The sequence below is a fragment of the Saccharothrix sp. CCNWYY140 genome, from assembly GCF_037401995.1.
GTDB lineage: Bacteria > Actinomycetota > Actinomycetes > Mycobacteriales > Pseudonocardiaceae > Actinosynnema.
This window is the reverse complement of sequence record NZ_JBBEGC010000015.1, coordinates 1-15,354: the sequence shown is the minus strand read 5'-3', so window position 1 is coordinate 15,354 and position 15,354 is coordinate 1. Positions and strand designations below refer to the sequence as shown.

Annotated in this window: 12 protein-coding genes; 4 read left to right on the top strand and 8 right to left on the bottom strand. The window is 71.3% G+C overall.

From position 1 onward, the window contains the following. The first annotated feature begins 307 nt into the window (after positions 1-307). Both WBN91_RS10790 and WBN91_RS10785 read left to right on the top strand, forming a co-directional pair. Positions 308-2,899: a helix-turn-helix transcriptional regulator gene (locus WBN91_RS10790; RefSeq protein ID WP_337729372.1), complete on the top strand. Its 2,592-nt coding sequence runs from the start codon at positions 308-310 to the stop codon at positions 2,897-2,899. Positions 2,900-3,023: 124 nt separating this feature from the next. Next, positions 3,024-3,758 (top strand): hypothetical protein, encoded by a 735-nt coding sequence (locus WBN91_RS10785; RefSeq protein ID WP_337723147.1) that lies wholly within the window; start codon positions 3,024-3,026, stop codon positions 3,756-3,758. Here the strand turns inward: WBN91_RS10785 and WBN91_RS10780 are convergent. The 5 genes from WBN91_RS10780 to WBN91_RS10760 form a co-directional block, all read right to left on the bottom strand. Then, positions 3,755-4,885: a hypothetical protein gene (locus WBN91_RS10780; RefSeq protein WP_337723148.1), complete on the bottom strand. Its 1,131-nt coding sequence runs from the start codon at positions 4,883-4,885 to the stop codon at positions 3,755-3,757. The genes WBN91_RS10785 and WBN91_RS10780 overlap by 4 nt on opposite strands. Positions 4,886-4,921: 36 nt before the next feature. Next, the gene (locus tag WBN91_RS10775) at positions 4,922-6,619 is read right to left on the bottom strand and encodes a Xaa-Pro dipeptidyl-peptidase (RefSeq protein ID WP_337723149.1); all 1,698 of its coding nucleotides are present in this window, start codon (positions 6,617-6,619) and stop codon (positions 4,922-4,924) included. A gap of 157 nt (positions 6,620-6,776) precedes the next feature. Beyond that, positions 6,777-7,451, bottom strand: coding sequence for a glycoside hydrolase family 11 protein (locus WBN91_RS10770; protein ID WP_337723150.1), 675 nt, complete (start codon positions 7,449-7,451; stop codon positions 6,777-6,779). A 117-nt stretch (positions 7,452-7,568) separates the two neighbouring features. After that, positions 7,569-8,984, bottom strand: coding sequence for an MFS transporter (locus WBN91_RS10765; protein ID WP_337723151.1), 1,416 nt, complete (start codon positions 8,982-8,984; stop codon positions 7,569-7,571). Between the two features lie 73 nt (positions 8,985-9,057). Beyond that, positions 9,058-9,546 carry a MarR family winged helix-turn-helix transcriptional regulator gene (locus tag WBN91_RS10760; protein ID WP_337723152.1) on the bottom strand — a complete coding sequence of 163 codons (489 nt, stop codon included), beginning with the start codon at positions 9,544-9,546 and terminating at the stop codon, positions 9,058-9,060. Positions 9,547-9,674: 128 nt separating this feature from the next. Here WBN91_RS10760 and WBN91_RS10755 point away from each other — a divergent pair, with 128 nt between their 5' ends. Next, entirely contained in the window at positions 9,675-10,847 is a 1,173-nt protein-coding gene (locus tag WBN91_RS10755) for a thiolase family protein (RefSeq protein ID WP_337723153.1), read from the top strand. A 1-nt stretch (position 10,848) separates the two neighbouring features. On the opposite strand, the gene WBN91_RS10750 is transcribed toward WBN91_RS10755, so the two are convergent. After that, positions 10,849-11,292 (bottom strand): ester cyclase, encoded by a 444-nt coding sequence (locus WBN91_RS10750; RefSeq protein ID WP_337723154.1) that lies wholly within the window; start codon positions 11,290-11,292, stop codon positions 10,849-10,851. A gap of 76 nt (positions 11,293-11,368) precedes the next feature. Further along, positions 11,369-12,067, bottom strand: coding sequence for a CTP synthase C-terminal region-related (seleno)protein (locus WBN91_RS10745; RefSeq protein WP_337723155.1), 699 nt, complete (start codon positions 12,065-12,067; stop codon positions 11,369-11,371). A 75-nt stretch (positions 12,068-12,142) separates the two neighbouring features. On the opposite strand from WBN91_RS10745, the gene WBN91_RS10740 reads away from it, so the two are divergent. Then, the gene (locus tag WBN91_RS10740; RefSeq protein WP_337723156.1) at positions 12,143-12,916 is read left to right on the top strand and encodes a LysR family transcriptional regulator; all 774 of its coding nucleotides are present in this window, start codon (positions 12,143-12,145) and stop codon (positions 12,914-12,916) included. A gap of 31 nt (positions 12,917-12,947) precedes the next feature. On the opposite strand, the gene WBN91_RS10735 is transcribed toward WBN91_RS10740, so the two are convergent. After that, complete coding sequence (locus WBN91_RS10735) at positions 12,948-15,062, bottom strand: M6 family metalloprotease domain-containing protein (protein WP_337723157.1); 2,115 nt, start codon at positions 15,060-15,062, stop codon at positions 12,948-12,950. Between the last annotated feature and the right edge of the window lie 292 nt (positions 15,063-15,354).

Below are 15,354 nucleotides of genomic sequence, written 5' to 3'. Positions count from 1 at the left end.
GCGATCGAGCAGGTGGGTGGGCCGTGCGCGGGAGTTGGCGGGCGGCTGGTCCGGTCAGGGGGAGGTGGTCCTCGTCCACGGGGGTCCGGTGACCGGCAAGAGCACCCTCCTGCACCGGTTGGCCACCGAGTCGGCGGGGTCGGTTGGGCCGGCGGGGTCAAGCAGGTCGGCGGGGTCGGCTGGGCTGGCGGGGTCGGTTGGGTCGGCGCGGCCGGTTGGGTCGGCGGGGTCGGCGCGGCCGGTTGGGTTGAGCGGGTTGGCGGGGCCGGCTGGCGCGAGCGGGTCGGCGGGGTCGGCTGGGGTGCTTGTGCTCTGTGCGACGGCGTCGGCTGAGGAGTGTGGGCTGCCGCTGGGCGTGGTGGGGCAGTTGTTGCCGGGGTGGCGGGGCGTGTCGCCGGAGGATCCGTGCGTGGTCGGCGAGGTGGGGGAGGCGCTGCTCGCGCTCGCCGCCGACCGGCCCGTCCTGGTGTGCGTGGACGATGCGCAGCACGCCGACCGGCTTTCATTGCGGTGCTTGGCTTATGCGGCTCGGCGGGCGGGGTCGCGGTCGTTGCGGGTGGTGCTGGCGGCCGATGGTGGCGACGACTACTACCGGCGGTTCGAGGCGCAACTCGGGCGGCTGCCGCACTTCCGGCACGTGCGATTGTCCACTGTGGAGCTTGACGAGGTCGGCGAGCTGGTGTCCGGGGACGGTGTGCCGGTGGCGGAGGTCCACCGGATCAGCGGCGGGAACCTGTTGCTGCTGGACGCGTTGGTCGAGGACTTCCGCGCTACGGGGCGGGCGGAGCCGGGGGAGCGGTTCGGCGAGGCGGTGCGGGATTACCTGGGGCGCTGCGATCCCGAGACGGCCGCCGTGCTCAAGGCCCTGTCGGTGCTGAGCGTGGCGCGGCCCCTGGAACACGACCGTGAGGCGTGGCCTCCGGCCCCCGAGCGCGGGGCGCAGACTCTGGCCTCCCAGCGCCGGGCGTGGCCTCCGGCCCCCGATTCCATTGTCTCATGGGGGACCGACAATTCCGGTGGGGCGGCCCTGGTGGGTGCCGTGGCGGGGATCGGGGCGGTCGAAGGGGTTGTGCGGCGGCTGGAGGAAGCCGGGCTGTTGGAGCGGGGTGGGTTTCGGCATCGTGCTGTGCCGGAGGCCGTGGTGGGGGTGTTGTCTGCGGCTGAGCGGGAGCGGTTGCATGGTAAGGCTGCTCGGGTGCTGCATGACGGTGGTGCGTGTCCGACGGTGGTTGCGCCGCATCTGCTTGCCGCTGGGGTGCGTGGCGGCGGGTGGGGGATTTCCGTCCTGGTGAGTGCTGCCGCAGTCGAGGTGGAACGGCATCGGGTTGGTGTGGCGGTGGCGTTGTTGGAGACGGCGGGGCAGCGGGGCGGGGTGCGGTACGACGTCGTTGCGCGGCTGGCTGAAGTGGAGTGGCGGGTCAGTCCGGTGGCGGCCTATCGGCGGCTGGGTGACCTTGTCGAGGCGCAGCGGCGGGGTGAGTTGTCGCAGGTTGCGGCGGTGGCGTTGGTCGGGTTGCTGGTGCGGTTGGATCGGGTGGCGGAGGCGCGGGACGCGTTGGAGTTGTTGGTCGGGGCCGTGCGGCGGGACGGGCCGGAGTGTCCGGCCGCCTTGACCCGGTTGCGGTTGCTGGTGGAGCACTTCCACCCGTCGCTGCTGACCTCGGGGGTGCGCACGGTGTTGCGGGCCGAGTTGTCGCCGGCTGCCATCGCCGCCGCGCCGCACTTGGAGGCGTTCACGTTGCTGCGGCGGGTGCTCGCGGTCGGGCCTTCGGGCGGGCTGGTGGCCTGCGTGGAGCACATCTTGCGTACGCACGCCGTGGATGAGTCCACAGTGGACTCGGTGGTGGCCGGGGTGCGGGCGTTGATCGGGATCGACCGGCTGGTGGAGGCGGCGGCGGTGGTCGATCGGGCCGCCGACGAACCTGCGGTGCGGTGCTCGCCGACCTGGCGGGCCGAGTTCGCGTTCCTGCGGTCGGTGATCGCGTGGCGTGCCGGGGACCTGGCCGCGTGCGTCGAGCACGGCGAAGCGGCGCTGTCCCACCTCGGCGAAACGGAGTGGGGCGTGCGGGTCGGCGGGCCGCGTGCGGCGCTGGTGCTGGCGCACACCGCGATGGGCCACCACGACGCGGCGGGCGCGATCCTGGACCGGCCGGTGCCGCCGGAGCTGTTCGACACCGCGCACGGCCTGTTCTACCTGCACGCCCGCGGCAACCACCACCTGGCCACCGGCCGCCTGCACGACGCCCGCCGCGACTTCGAGGTCTCCGCCGAACTGGCCCGCCGCCTGCGCCTGGACCCGGCGCCGCTGTCCCCGTGGCGCACCGACCTGGCCGCCCTGCACCTGCGGCACGGCAACCACCGCCTGGCCCGCCGGTACGCCGAGCAGGAACTGGCCAAGGCCCCACGCACCCCTTCCCACGCCCGTGGCACCGCCCTGCGCCTGCTGGCGGCCACCGCACCCGCCCGCGACCGGGTCGCTCTGCTCACCGAGGCCCGCGAGGTCCTCGACGCGTGCGGAGCGAAGCTCGAACTCGCCCGCGTCCTGCACGACCTGGCCCAAGCCCACCAGGCGGAGGGCGACACCGAACGCGCCCGGATCGTGGAGCGCCGCGCGTGGCACCTGGCCCGCCAGTGCGGGGCGGAGCTGTCCCCGCCCCGCCTGGTCCTGGCCACCGCCGGCACCCGGACACCGGACCCCGCCCATGTGCTCAGCGACGCCGAACTCCGCGTCAGCGCCCTCGCCGCGCGCGGCCTGACCAACCGGGAGATCGCCGAACGCCTGTACGTCACGGTCAGCACGGTCGAACAACACCTGACCAAGGCCTACCGCAAGCTCAAGGTCACCGGCCGCGAAGCCCTGCCACCCCGGCTCAGCCCAGCCGTCGCCGAACCGGCCTGAGGACCGGGACCGACCGGACCGGCCTGAGGACTGGCGCCGACCGGACCGGCGTGAGAACCAGCACCGCGGGGCAGGCGCTCGGTCCCGCGGGAGGGGTCCCGCCGGCCGCGGTTAGCGTGCGGCCATGACCGTCGACGACCCGCACCACCGCGAGTACCGCTACTCGGGGGGCGACTGGTTGTGGGCCGGACTGGCCGCACCCCTGGCCGGCGCGGGCTTCCTGGTCGTCCGGCTGGCCCTGGACGACGAAGTGCCGACCGCCGTCCCCGTCGCCATCGGCGTCGCGTTCGCCGCCCTGGTCGTGTTCGTCGTGCGCCTGACCAAGGTGACCGCCACGATCAGCGATCGGACCGGTCTGACCGCTAAGGGAGCGTTCCGCGGCCACGCCACGGCCTGGTCGGACGTGCAGGGCATCGAGGTCGAGGTGAACCCCGGCGCCGGGGCGCGGGGAGCGCCCGGCAGGATCGCCGTGCTCTACGACGCGTCGGGCCGCAGGCGCGTCCTGCCGCACCTCAACGACCGCAACACCCCCGACCTGGACGGCGAGGTGGCGGACCTGCACGAGACCTGGACCCTGCACAGGGGCGAGGACTGGGCACCCGTGCCGGACGTGGCGCAGAAGATCGCGCGCGTGCGCAGACACCCGACACCGCTGGTGCACATCGCGGTGAAGGCGATGGTGGGCGCTTTCCTGGTCGGGACCGTGGGCTGCCTCATCGCGCTGGCCACGGGGGCCTACAGCCGCCCCGGCAACGCTGTCGTCGACACCGTGCTCGACCCGTTCGCGTTAATCCTGGTGCTGCCTCTCGGGGTGTACATCGGCACTCTCGTCGTCGGGGCGATCCTCCGCCGCCGCTAAGGCGTCCCGTAGGTGGCCCGCACGGTGATGTTGTCGCCGGACTGCGACAGCACCTCGATCCGCACACCACCCGCCGTGAACGTCCGGCCCACGTCGTAAGGGGCGTCGTTCAGCTCGTTGCCCCCACACCCACCGGACCTGGGCCGCGAGTCCACCACTCTCACCGGCCCGGACCCCGACGCCACCGCACTGTCCACTTTGTACACCAGCACGCCGGTCTTGCAGGCCCGCACGTCGTTCGCCTTCCGTGCCCGCACCTCCGCCACGTAAGCGGTGGTGGTGCCGTACCGCACGACGACTGCCTTCATCCCGCCCGGCGTCTCGACGGGGGACAAGGTAGTGGTCACCGACGTGTTCAAGGTCCGGACGCAGGAGATCTGCGGATCGTCGAGCCAGCCCAACTTCCACTTGTGCCACGCGAAGTGGTCGGGGGCGACGCCGCCCAGGTTGCCCATCAGGTCCCAGCTGCCGATGTACCCGTGCCCGCCCGGCCCGCCGTACAGGTCCGGCAGGCTGATGGTGTGCCCGCCTTCGTGCGCGAGCAGCAGGTGTCGGTGGCTGCCCCAGTCCGTGCCCAGCACGGCGCCGGCCTTGATGGTGTGCCCGTCCAAGGTCACGTTGTCGAACTGGGCGTAGGACCGGCTGGTGCCCGAGTCGGTCAGGAACACGATGTCGATGCCGGAGAAGTCGAAGTACCGGTCCACGGACCGCGCCGCGTCACCCCACGTGCTGGCCTGGCCCACGGCCACGTCGCCGATCATCGTCTCGGGGGTGGGGTGGTCGGCGGTGAGGGCGGCCGGGCGGCGGACGGGGACCAGTTCCAGTTGGTAGCGGCCGAAGGAGCTGTTCAGGTACCACTGCTCGGCGGGCTTGTACTTGGCCATCTCGGTGTCGATGTTCCAGTTGCCGCGGAACAGCACCGCCGCGCGGACCCGGCCGATCGGGCGGGGGAAGTTCGCCCAGTTCGTCGTGCCCTCGCCGAGGAAGCTGCGGTTGGGCAGTCGGCAGGCCGCCGGGGTGTCGCCGGACTGGATCTGGGAGTTTGCGGGCGCCGCGTGGGCGGGCACCGCGAGCAGGGTGGCCGACAGCACCGCCAGGAGTGCGGTCAGGCCTCGTCGGTGTGACATGGCTGCCTTCCTTCGCAGGGGATCAAACGCAGGGGATCAAACAAGGGGAACGGTCACCGAGCTGCCCGCGGGGTTGAGGCGCAGCCGGGTGCCGGGCGACGGGCGCAGGGTGTAGTCGTGGTCCGTCGAGATCACGACCAGGCCCAGGCGACGGCCCGCCGCGAACACGTGGTCCTTCGGTTCCATCGAGAAGCGCAGCTCGTACTCCTGACCGCGCACCACCCGCTCGCCCGCCGACACCGAACCCCGGTTCTGCGGGTCGATCCAGCCGCGGGTCACGACCACGGGCGTGCTGCCGGACGGGCCGTAGTCCACCAACAACGCGGTCACGTTGGCGTCGTCGCGGTTCTCCACCGCCAGGCGCAGGGTCACGGTGGTGACACCGGACATGCGAGTGGCGGTGGCGAGCGGGGCCGTGCGGTAGACGAGCCGGTACGGGTTGGCCGTGTCGGGGTTGGCGGCGAGGGTGGAGGCGGTCGTGGTGCGGCCCCGGTCCTCGAAGCCCTGCGCCACACCGCCTCCCGGCGTGGTGGACAGCGTGCCGGGCGCGGTCGCCGAGGTCGTGGCGAGGTGGTGGGTCACCGGCTTGGCGGCCGGGTCGGGCCAGTCGGGCATCCGGCGCCAGCCGCCGGGCAGTTCGACCTCCGCCACGGGCTCGCGCATGATGCCGTTGTCGACGCCCTTGAGCCAGTAGTCGAACCAGCGAGCCACGGTCGCCTGGTAGTCCGACCGGGCGGGAGCGCCGTGACCACCTCGGTGCAGCCAGATCTTGCGCGGGACGTTGGTGCGCCGCAACGCCTCCCACCACTGCGAGTACTGCGATCCCTTGACGTTCCAGTCGGAATGCCCGTGGACGACGAACACGCTCGCCTTCACGCCACCGGCCCGCTTGGTGTAGTTGCGCTCGTCCCAGAACGCGTTGTAGTCGCCGGACACCCGGTCCTGCCGCGCGGTCACGCCGCCGATCTCGTCCGCGCACCCCGACCGGGTCACCACGGCCTTGGCCAGCGCGTCGGCGTCCTCGCCCTGCCAACCGCCGGGCGCGACGACCAGCCCACTCGCGCGGTAGTAGTCGTACCAGTTCGACTGGGCCGCGACCGGCACGATCGTCTTCAGGCCCTCGACCCCGGTCGTGGCCACCATGTTCGGCAGGGTGCCGTTGTAGGAGACGCCGGTCATCCCCACGCTGCCGGTGCTCCACGACGCCGAGACCGGCCGGCCGTTGCGGTCGAACGCCCTGGCCCGACCGTTGAGCCAGTCGATGACAGCCTGGGCGCCCAACGCCTCCTGCCGGTCACCGGAGGTCGGGCACCCGTCGGAGTCGCCGGTGCCGATGCTGTGCCCCAGCACGACGGCGTACCCGCGCGGCACGTAGTAGTTGTCCAGGGAACCGGGCAGGTCAGGGGCGGCCCGGCGGACCCGAGGCCCTTCCGAGGCGGCCGTGAACAGCCCTTCCTGGGGCAACCGGTCGACGTCGACCGGGTGGAACGGCACCGTGCCCAGCCCGTGCCGGTAGGGGCTGTGCTCGAAGATCACCGGGAACCGCCCGGACCCGGCCGGCCGGGTGACGTCCAGCGCGATCCGGTCGGGCCGCCCGTCCCGGTCACTGTCCACAGAGGACTCGACGTAGACCCGTTGCTCGACGGCCGCCGCCGCGGGCGTGGCGACGACCAACGGTGACAGGACGGCTGTGGTGCACAGGAACAACAGGGCAGGTGACGACCGCAGGGACATGATCCGCCTCCACCGGTAGCGGTTCTTCGACGTCCCAGTTGTAGCGGTGCGGTCGGCGTGCCGGACCCGTTCGCGGTTTGACCGAGTTTGACAAAGCGCCACAGGCACGACGAAGGGCGCCGGCGGGGCGCGAACCCCGCCGACGCCCTCAGGGGGTTCAGCGCACGGTGATGTTGGAGTTGCCGCTGCTCTGGTACCCCTCGGTGGCCATGATCATGTAGTAGTTGAAGCTGCCCAGCCGCATGCCCGCGCGGGACCAGGCGTCGAAGTGGTTGCCGGTGGTGATGGTGCCGCCGGTCTTCTTCTGCTGCCGGACGCTCCAGAACTGCGGGAACGTCTTGGTGCCCTCCACGGACGGGGCGTTGTAGCGCATCGTCTGGTAGATGTCGTACGTGCCGCCGTCGGTGGTGACGGTGCCCTTGTACTGGCCGGTGGGCCGGTAGTTGCCCCAGTTGTCGACGATGTAGTACTCGACCAGCGGGTTGGACGTCCAGCCGTACAGGGTCAGGTAACCGTTGCCCGACGGGTAGAAGGAGCCGGAGTACGTCACCGTCCGGCGCGACCCGTTGGCCCACCCCTTGCCACCGACGAAGTTCCCGGTGTTGCGCCAGGAAGTGCTGTAGTTGCCCCCCGACCCCAACTCGATGCAGGCGGAGCCGCCACCGTCGGTCCACCACGAGTAGTAGTAACCGTTGTGGTAGCCGGTCTGGCTGCCACACACGGCCGCGCTGGCGACACCGGGCACGAAGGCCATCACCAGTACCGCGCACGTGCCACCGATGAGCGCCCGCAACAGGCCACGCCTGCGGCGCCGAACTTGGGTCTCGATCACGTGTTCTTCCCCTCGTCGCTGAGGTTTCCAGAACGCGGCGGCGGAGTTACCGAGTGTTGGCGCGGGTGCCGGTGCCGGTCAACGGTTTGCGCAAAACTTCGAAAGTCGCCGGGGTGTTCAGGCGCGGGTGGGCTTGCGGAGGACGGTGAGGGTCACGACGATCGCGGCGACCAGGAGGGCGGCTGCGGTGGTGAAGGCCGTGTGGTAGCCGGAGGTCAGGGCGGCCGGCTCGGGGACACCCGCCGCCACCTCGTCCTTCGTGCGGGAAGCGGCCAAAGTGGACAGCACGGCGACGCCGAGGGCCATGCCGACCTGCTGGGTGGTGTTGAACAGCCCCGACACCAGGCCCGCGTCGTCCGGCTTGGCGTCGGACATGCCCAGGCTCGCCAGCGCCGGCAGCACCAGCCCGCCGCCCGCGATCAGCAGCATCACCGGCAGCAGGTCCGTCACGTAGCTCGCCGCCACCGGCACGGTCGTCAGCTTCAGCATCGCGCCCAGCAACAGCAGCAGCCCGACCGTCAACACCGCCCGCTCGCCGAACCGGGTGTTCAGCCTGGCCGAGACGAACAGGGACACCCCGCCGATCGCGATCGCCGCCGGCAGCATCGCCAGGCCCGTCGCCAGAGCCCCGTACGCCAGCACCTTCTGCATGTACAGCGCCACGATGATCTGGAAGGCGAACATCGCCGACAGCGTCAGCACCTGCACCACGTTGGCCCCCACGACGTCCCGCGACCGCAGGATCCGCAGCGGCATCAACGGGGTCCTGGCCGTGCGCTGGCGGAGGACGAACAACGCCAGCAGCACCAGCGACACCGCGCCCAGGCCCAGCGTGTGCGCGGCCAGCCAACCGTGTTCCTCGACCTTGACCACGGTGTAGATGCCCAGCATGAGCCCGCTGGTGACCAGGCCCGCGCCCAGCACGTCCGCGCCGGCCGACAGGCCCGTGCCGCGGTCGGCGGGCAGGGTGCGCAGGGCGAAGAAGACCGTGGCGGCGCCGATCGGGAGGTTGATGAAGAAGATCCAGTTCCAGCTCAGCGCGTCGGTCAGGACACCGCCCAGCACCTGGCCGATGGACGCGCCGGCCGCGCCGGTGAAGCTGAAGACGCCGATGGCCTTGGCGCGTTCGGCGGGGTCGGTGAAGAGGGTGACGAGGATGCCCAGCACGACCGCCGAGGCCAGGGCGCTGCCCGCGCCCTGGAGGAACCTCGCCGCGATCAGCAGGCCGGGGCTCGTGGCCAGGCCCGCGAGCAGCGAGGCCGCGGTGAACAGGGCGTTGCCGGCCAGGAAGACCGTCCGGCGGCCGACCAGGTCACCCAGGCGGCCGGCCAGCAGGAGCAGGCCGCCGAACGCGATGAGGTAGGCGTTGACCGTCCAGCTCAGGCCGGCGGGGGAGAAGCCCAGGTCGTGCTGCATCGCGGGCATGGCGACGGTGACGATGCTGCCGTCCAGGACGGTCATCAGCATCGCTGCGGACAGCACCGCCAGCGCGGCCCAGCGGCCCTGGCGGGGTGTTTCGAGGGAGGTGGACACGGTTCGCTCCTGTTCCGAGATCGACAAGAGCAACCGTAACGGATAGTTCCGTAGTAGACAATCTCTTACGGGTTCACTTGGTGCGCTCCCGCGCCCGCCGAGCGCCCGCCGGAGCCGGGGAGGGGGTGGCCAGGTGGCCGGCGACCAGCAGGTTCAGGGCGTGCAGCAAGGCCTCGCGGTCCTTGTCGGGCAACGACTCCAGCGCCGCCCGGTGGACGCCGTCCACGATCGCCTGGCTGCGCTTGGCCAGTTCTGCGCCCTTGTCGGTGACGGCGATGATCCGGGCGCGCCGGTCGGTGCTTGACGGGCGGCGCTCGGCCAGGCCGGCCTTCTCCAGGGCGTCGATCGTGACGACCATCGTGGTCTTGTCCATGTCGCCGATCTCGGCCAGCTGGATCTGCGTGCGCTCGCCTTCGAGGGCGTGCACCAGGACGCAGTGCATGCGCGCGGTCAGGCCGATCTCGGCCAGGGCGGCGGCCATGCGGGTGCGCAGGACGTGGCTGGTGTGGTCGAGGAGGAAGGACAGGTCGGATTCGGTGCGTGCGGGAGCCAGGGCGGACATGGGTCGATTCTATCCGGCTCTGGATTATCTGCCACGGACCTTGATGGGTGTGATCAGCGCCGCTCTGGCTTGAGTTACCCATAGTCAGCTACCTTGCTGGCTATGGGTACCGATAGTCAGGAGGAGCGATGAGGGACGCGGTGATCGTGGAGGCCGTCCGGACGCCGATCGGCAAGGGCAAACCCGGCGGCGCGCTGTCCGACGTGCACCCGGTGGACCTCCTCGCGCACACCCTGCGCGCGCTCGTCGACCGCTCCGGCATCGACCCGGAGCTGGTGGACGACGTGATCGGCGGGACCGTCGACCAGGTCGGCGAGCAGGCGATGAACACCACCCGGTACGCGGTGCTCGCCGCCGGGTTCCCCGAGTCCGTCCCGGCGACCACGGTCGACCGGCAGTGCGGCTCGTCCCAGCAGGCGGTGCACTTCGCCGCTCAGGGCGTCATGGCCGGCGCCTACGACGTGGTCATCGCGTGCGGGGTCGAGTCGATGAGCCGGGTGCCGATGTGGTCCAACGTGCCGCCCGGCACGGACCCGTTCGGCCCGGCCGTGGCCGCCCGCTACCCCGACGGGCTCGTGCCGCAGGGGATCAGCGCCGAACTCATCGCCGCCAAGTGGTCGCTGAGCCGCGCCGACATGGACCGCTTCGCCACCGACTCCCACCGCAAGGCCGCCGCCGCGCGCGACGCGGGCCTGTTCGACGCCGAGATCGCGCCCCTCGGCGAGGTGGGCACCGACGAGTCCGTGCGGCCGGGCACCACCCCCGAGGTCCTCGCGGGCCTGCGCCCGGCCTTCGCCGATCCCGTCATGGCGCGGCGGTTCCCCGAGATCGACTGGTCGGTGACGGCCGGGAACAGCAGTCCGATCAACGACGGCGCCGCCGCCGTGCTGATCACCAGCAGCGAGACCGCCGCCCGCCTCGGCCTGCGCCCGCTGGCCCGCCTGCACTCCTTCGCGGTCACCGGCTCGGACCCGCTGCTCATGCTGACCGGCGTCATCCCGGCCACCGAACGGGTCCTGCGCCGCGCCGGCCTCGCGCTGTCCGACATCGACCTGTTCGAGGTCAACGAGGCCTTCGCGGCGGTCGTCCTCGCCTGGCAGGCTGAAACCGGCGCGGACCCGGCGAAGGTCAACGCGCACGGCGGCGCCATCGCCCTGGGCCACCCGCTGGGCGCGAGCGGCGCACGCCTGATGACGACCCTCGTGCACGCCCTGCGCACGCGCGGCGGTCGCTACGGGTTGCAGACCATGTGCGAGGCGGGCGGTCTGGCCAACGCGACCATCGTGGAGAACCTGGCGTAGGTCAGCCGCCCTGCGGGGCGCCCGCCAGGCCCAGCTGCGTCATCATCCCGAAGGTGTCCGGGTGGGTGTGGAACTGGCTGACCTTCCCGTTCACGGTCTTGACGAAGTACGTGCCCACGGTGTCGATCCGGCGGCCCGTCGGCGGGATCGTGGCGCCGCCCATCTCCATCGGACCGGAGTTCGTCCCGGTCAGGCGCAGCTCGCCCGCGACCGCGTCGTCGCCGACGACCCGGTTGGTCACGTCGATGTGCATGTCCGGGAACGCGGTGAGCCACGCCTGCATCGCCTTGCGGGCCTCGTCCCGGCCGTGGATCGGGCGGGGTTCGGCGTCGTCGATCCACTCGACGTCGTCGGTCATGGTGGCCAGGAAGCCGTCCACGTCGTGGCGGTTCCACGCGCTGGTGCCCTCGTCGTCCAGCCGCAGCAGCTCTTCTCTCGTCGTCATCTCAAGCCTCCTCAAGGGGCGGGACGTCCGAGCCTTCGCCCGTTGGGCCGTTCGCACCAGTGCCGAACGGCCCTGCTCACACCCGGACGGTCGAAGCCGCGCGGGCGAGCGCCGTGACGACCGGGTGCGGGCGCGTGCCGTCGCCGGCCAGTTCGGGTTGGAACAGGGTGCCCAGGAAGAACGGGTGGTCGGGCAGTTCGGCCACCCGGACCTCGCCGTCGGCGTCGTGGCCGCTGAAGACCAGGCCGTGGGCGCGCAGGAGGTCCAGGTAGCGGGGGTTGAGGCCGTAGTTGCAGTGGTAGCGCTCGGTCGTGCGGTCGGTGCCGAGGACGCGTTCGGCGAGGGTCCCCGGGGTGAAGTGCACCGCGCCCTCGTGGCCGACGAGGGAGCATGCGAGCGGGGCCACCAGCGGGTCGGCGGCGTCCGGGTCCACCTCGGCGTGGGCGGCGGTGGTCAGGCCGCAGACCGTCCGCGCGAACTCCACCAGGGCGTGGTGGAAACCGGCGCACGTGCCCAGGAACGGGACGCCGTTCTCCCTCGCGTGCCGCACGGCCGCCAGCGCGCCCTCCTCCGAGGCGTAGGGACTACCGGGCAGCAGCCAGACCGCGTCGAACCCGTCGAGGTCGTCCGGGCTCGTGATGTCGTCGGTGCGCACCCAGTAGGCGTCGAGGTCGAGGTGGTCGCGGTCGCGCAGGGCGTCGAGCAGGACCGGGATGCGGGTGTGCGAGCGGACGTGCGGGGAGCGGTCGGCGACCAGGGCCAGGCGCGGTGTCATGTGCTGATCGTGGGTGGTGTGGCTGTTAACGTCCAACGATCGTTTGTGCACTGTCCATAAGCGATACTGATGCTGATGGATCCGCACCTGCTCAGATCGTTCGTGTCGGTCGTCCGCCACGGGTCGTTCTCGGCTGCGGCGGCGGAGTTGGGCTACACGCAGTCGGCGGTGTCCCAGCACATCGCCGCGCTCGAACACGACTTGGGCGTGGCGTTGGTGACCCGCCGTCCGGTGGCGCCGACCCTGGCCGGCGAACGGTTGCTCGACCACGCGGCACCTTTGTTGTTGCGCCTGGACGCTGCTCGGGCGGATGTGCGTCGGGCTGCTGCGCCGGTGCCCGCGCGGACGGTGGTGGCGGCTTCTCCGCTGGCCGCTGGCGTGGCTGTCGGGGAGGTGCGGGGTGCGCTCCACGTCGTGCCGCGTGGGGAGGTGGTCGCGGGTGTGGCGACGGGGGAGTACGACGTCGGTTTTGTGGATGGTGTGGTCGCGCCGAGCGATCCCTTGCACCTGCCGGACGCCGTGGGTGTGAAGGCGGCGGTGGTTGCGGAGAAACCGCTGGTCGTGGTGTTGCCGTCGGGGCACCCGCTTGCGCGCCGGAAGGGTCTGCGGCTCGATGACCTGGTGGACGCGCGGTGGATCGACGCGCCCGACGCGGCGGTGCCCTTGGAGGACTTGCGTGCGGTGGTCGGAGGGCTGCGTGGTGTGACGGTGTACCGGGGTGCGGACACGGCGGCTCTGCGTGCCCTGGTGGCTGCTGGGCACGGGCTGGCAGTGCTGCCTGGCGGCGACGGTGTGCCGTTGGTGTCGCCCAAGCTGGTGCACCGGGTGGAACGCCTGCACCTCGGCTGAACCCGTGCGGTTCAGCCGAGGTACGCGGCGGTTAGCGGCCGATCACCGTGCAGGACGCGGTGGCGGTCTTGGTCGGGTCGCTTTCGGAGGTGGCGGTGAGCGTCACCTTGCCGATCAGCGGCCCGCCGTCGCGCTTGGCGTGGACCCGGACGGGTGTTTGACCGCCGAACTCCGCCGTCGCCAGGGCGTTGGGCACCGAGACCGACCAGCCGCCCGCGGTCGTGGCCGACACGCGGTAGACGTCGCCGTCGAGGTACTGGGTGACGTCCTCCGGGTGCTGCCCGGTCGGGGTGGCCGCGCGACCGGTGTTGAGCAGCGGGAAGTGGCAGGTCGCCACGCCGTCCGACCCCGTGCGGCCGGCGGTCGGCAGCACCCGCACGCCGCGCTGCTGTGGGCCGCCGCCGTCCAGCGACCGGATGGCGACGGTGTAGGACAGGATGCCCTGGTGGTCGCGCTTGACGTCCAGGACGTAGAAGTGCAGCCGGTTGGCGGGGTCGACGTACTCGTACTCACTGCCCGAGCCGGTGCCCGCGTGGAACAGCGCGTCCGAGAGTTGCCGGTAGTCGCCGATCGTGATCGGCACCTTGCGGCCGTCGGGCAGGACGTAGTCGGTCATGCCGATGTCCTGCGGGTTCGCGTCGACCACCCACGCGAACGGCGCCCGATCCTCGTTCTTGGTCTTGGCCAACAACACGCCCGCGTCCGGCGTGAACGAGTCCGCGCCCATCCGGTCCACGACCTCGACGGTGTAGTTCTGGTAGCCGCCGCCGTCGCACAACGGGTCGGTGCGGATGTCGCAGGCAGGTGAGAGGTCACCGGTGCCGAGCTCGATGTTCACCCCGGACAGCGCGTTCGGCCCGGCCTGCACGGTCCGCGCGGTGACCTTGGCGACCACCACACCGGAGCCTGCCAGTGCTTCGCGGGACAACCTCAGCACGTTGCGCTCGTCCACGATGCCAAGCTTCATCTTGTTGCGCAGCACGTGCTGCGCCCCCATCGACCCGCCCGCGGTGGCCGGGATGACCCAACGGGAGTGCGGCCCGCCGGGACCGTTGAACGAGCCGCGCGAGAGCATGTCCCAGATGCCGGTGTAGGCGCGGCGGGGTGGGTTGGAGTAGGGGTTGTTGTAGTTGTCGCCGATGCCGAGCAGGTGGCTCAGCTCGTGCGCGTACACCCCTTGGCCGGAGCTCTCGGCTTGCGTGGAGGAGCCGTTACCCGCGTTGGGCCACAGGCTCGACCCGGCCGCCCAGGACGTCCAGTCGACGTACCGGGTGCGCGACCAGTTGGGTAGTGCCTCGTCCGGTGGTCCGAACGCGTCGGGCACGTCCTCCTTGGTCGGGAACTTCATCATCCCGAACTCCTGCCACGTGCCTGATTCGTCTTGGCCGGCGGACAGGAAGTACACGAAGTCGAACCCGGCGGGGACCTGCGTGCCGACGTCAGCCACCCAGGCAGCCCGGCCGTCCGTGCGGATGTCGCGGGTGCAGGTGTCCCCAGCGGGACAGGCTGTGCCGCCTTGGAACTCCATCGCGTACTCGTGATCCTTGCCCGGCATGGTGTAGGGGCCGAACGCGGTGAGGTCCACGCCGTAGCGCCCGCCCGAGTCTTCCATCCAGTACTCGTGGACGGTGTGGCCTCGGTTGAGGGCGTTGGGTTTGTTGAGGAAGTCCTGGTAGAAGCGCGCTACCTGGTCGCGTGGGATGTCGTGGGCTTCGGAGCTGGGGTTGTTGAAGACGGTGGAGTGGCGGGGTTGGGTGACCACGAAGGGCTGGTTCGGGTAGTCGAGGAGGACCAGGGCACCCTTGAAGTTGCGGACCGAGCCCTTGGTGGAGGGGTCGGCCCAGTTGGTGCCTGGGACCTTCTTGTAGTCGCGTTCCCAGGTCATGTGATCGGGGTTGACCCAGTTCTGGGGGTCTATGGGGGTGTTGAAGCCGTTGGCTTGGGTGGCGATGCGGGTCGCGTCGCGGGGTTGCTGCCAGGGTTGTTGCTGCGGCCAGTGGTCGTACTGCCAGGGGTGTGGGGGGTTCTCGGGGGGTGCGGCTAGTGCGCCGGTGGGGCTGGCTGCCGCGAGGGCGGCTACGGAGAACAGGGCGGCGGCGACTAGGAGTGGACGCCTGGGGCCGCGACGAACACGTGTGTGGTCCATACCACCTCCGTGAGGATGATCCACCTACGCTAACGGGCTTGGCGACCGGGTTTGGCGTTGTCAGTTGACGCTGATCACACCCAGGCCAGCCACACACCCGCTGGCCGCACCCCCAACCGCGCCGTATCAGCGCCGGCCACATTTCCGCCGGCCGCAAGCCCGCTGCACCACCCATCAGACCGGCCGCGCCGCTCTTCGCCCAAACACGGGATGCAACGCGCCGAAGGCGCGAGCCGAAGCGGCTAGCGCCCACGGGAAGGGCCTCGGTTTCTTTCCCCGTCCGGCCTGGGCG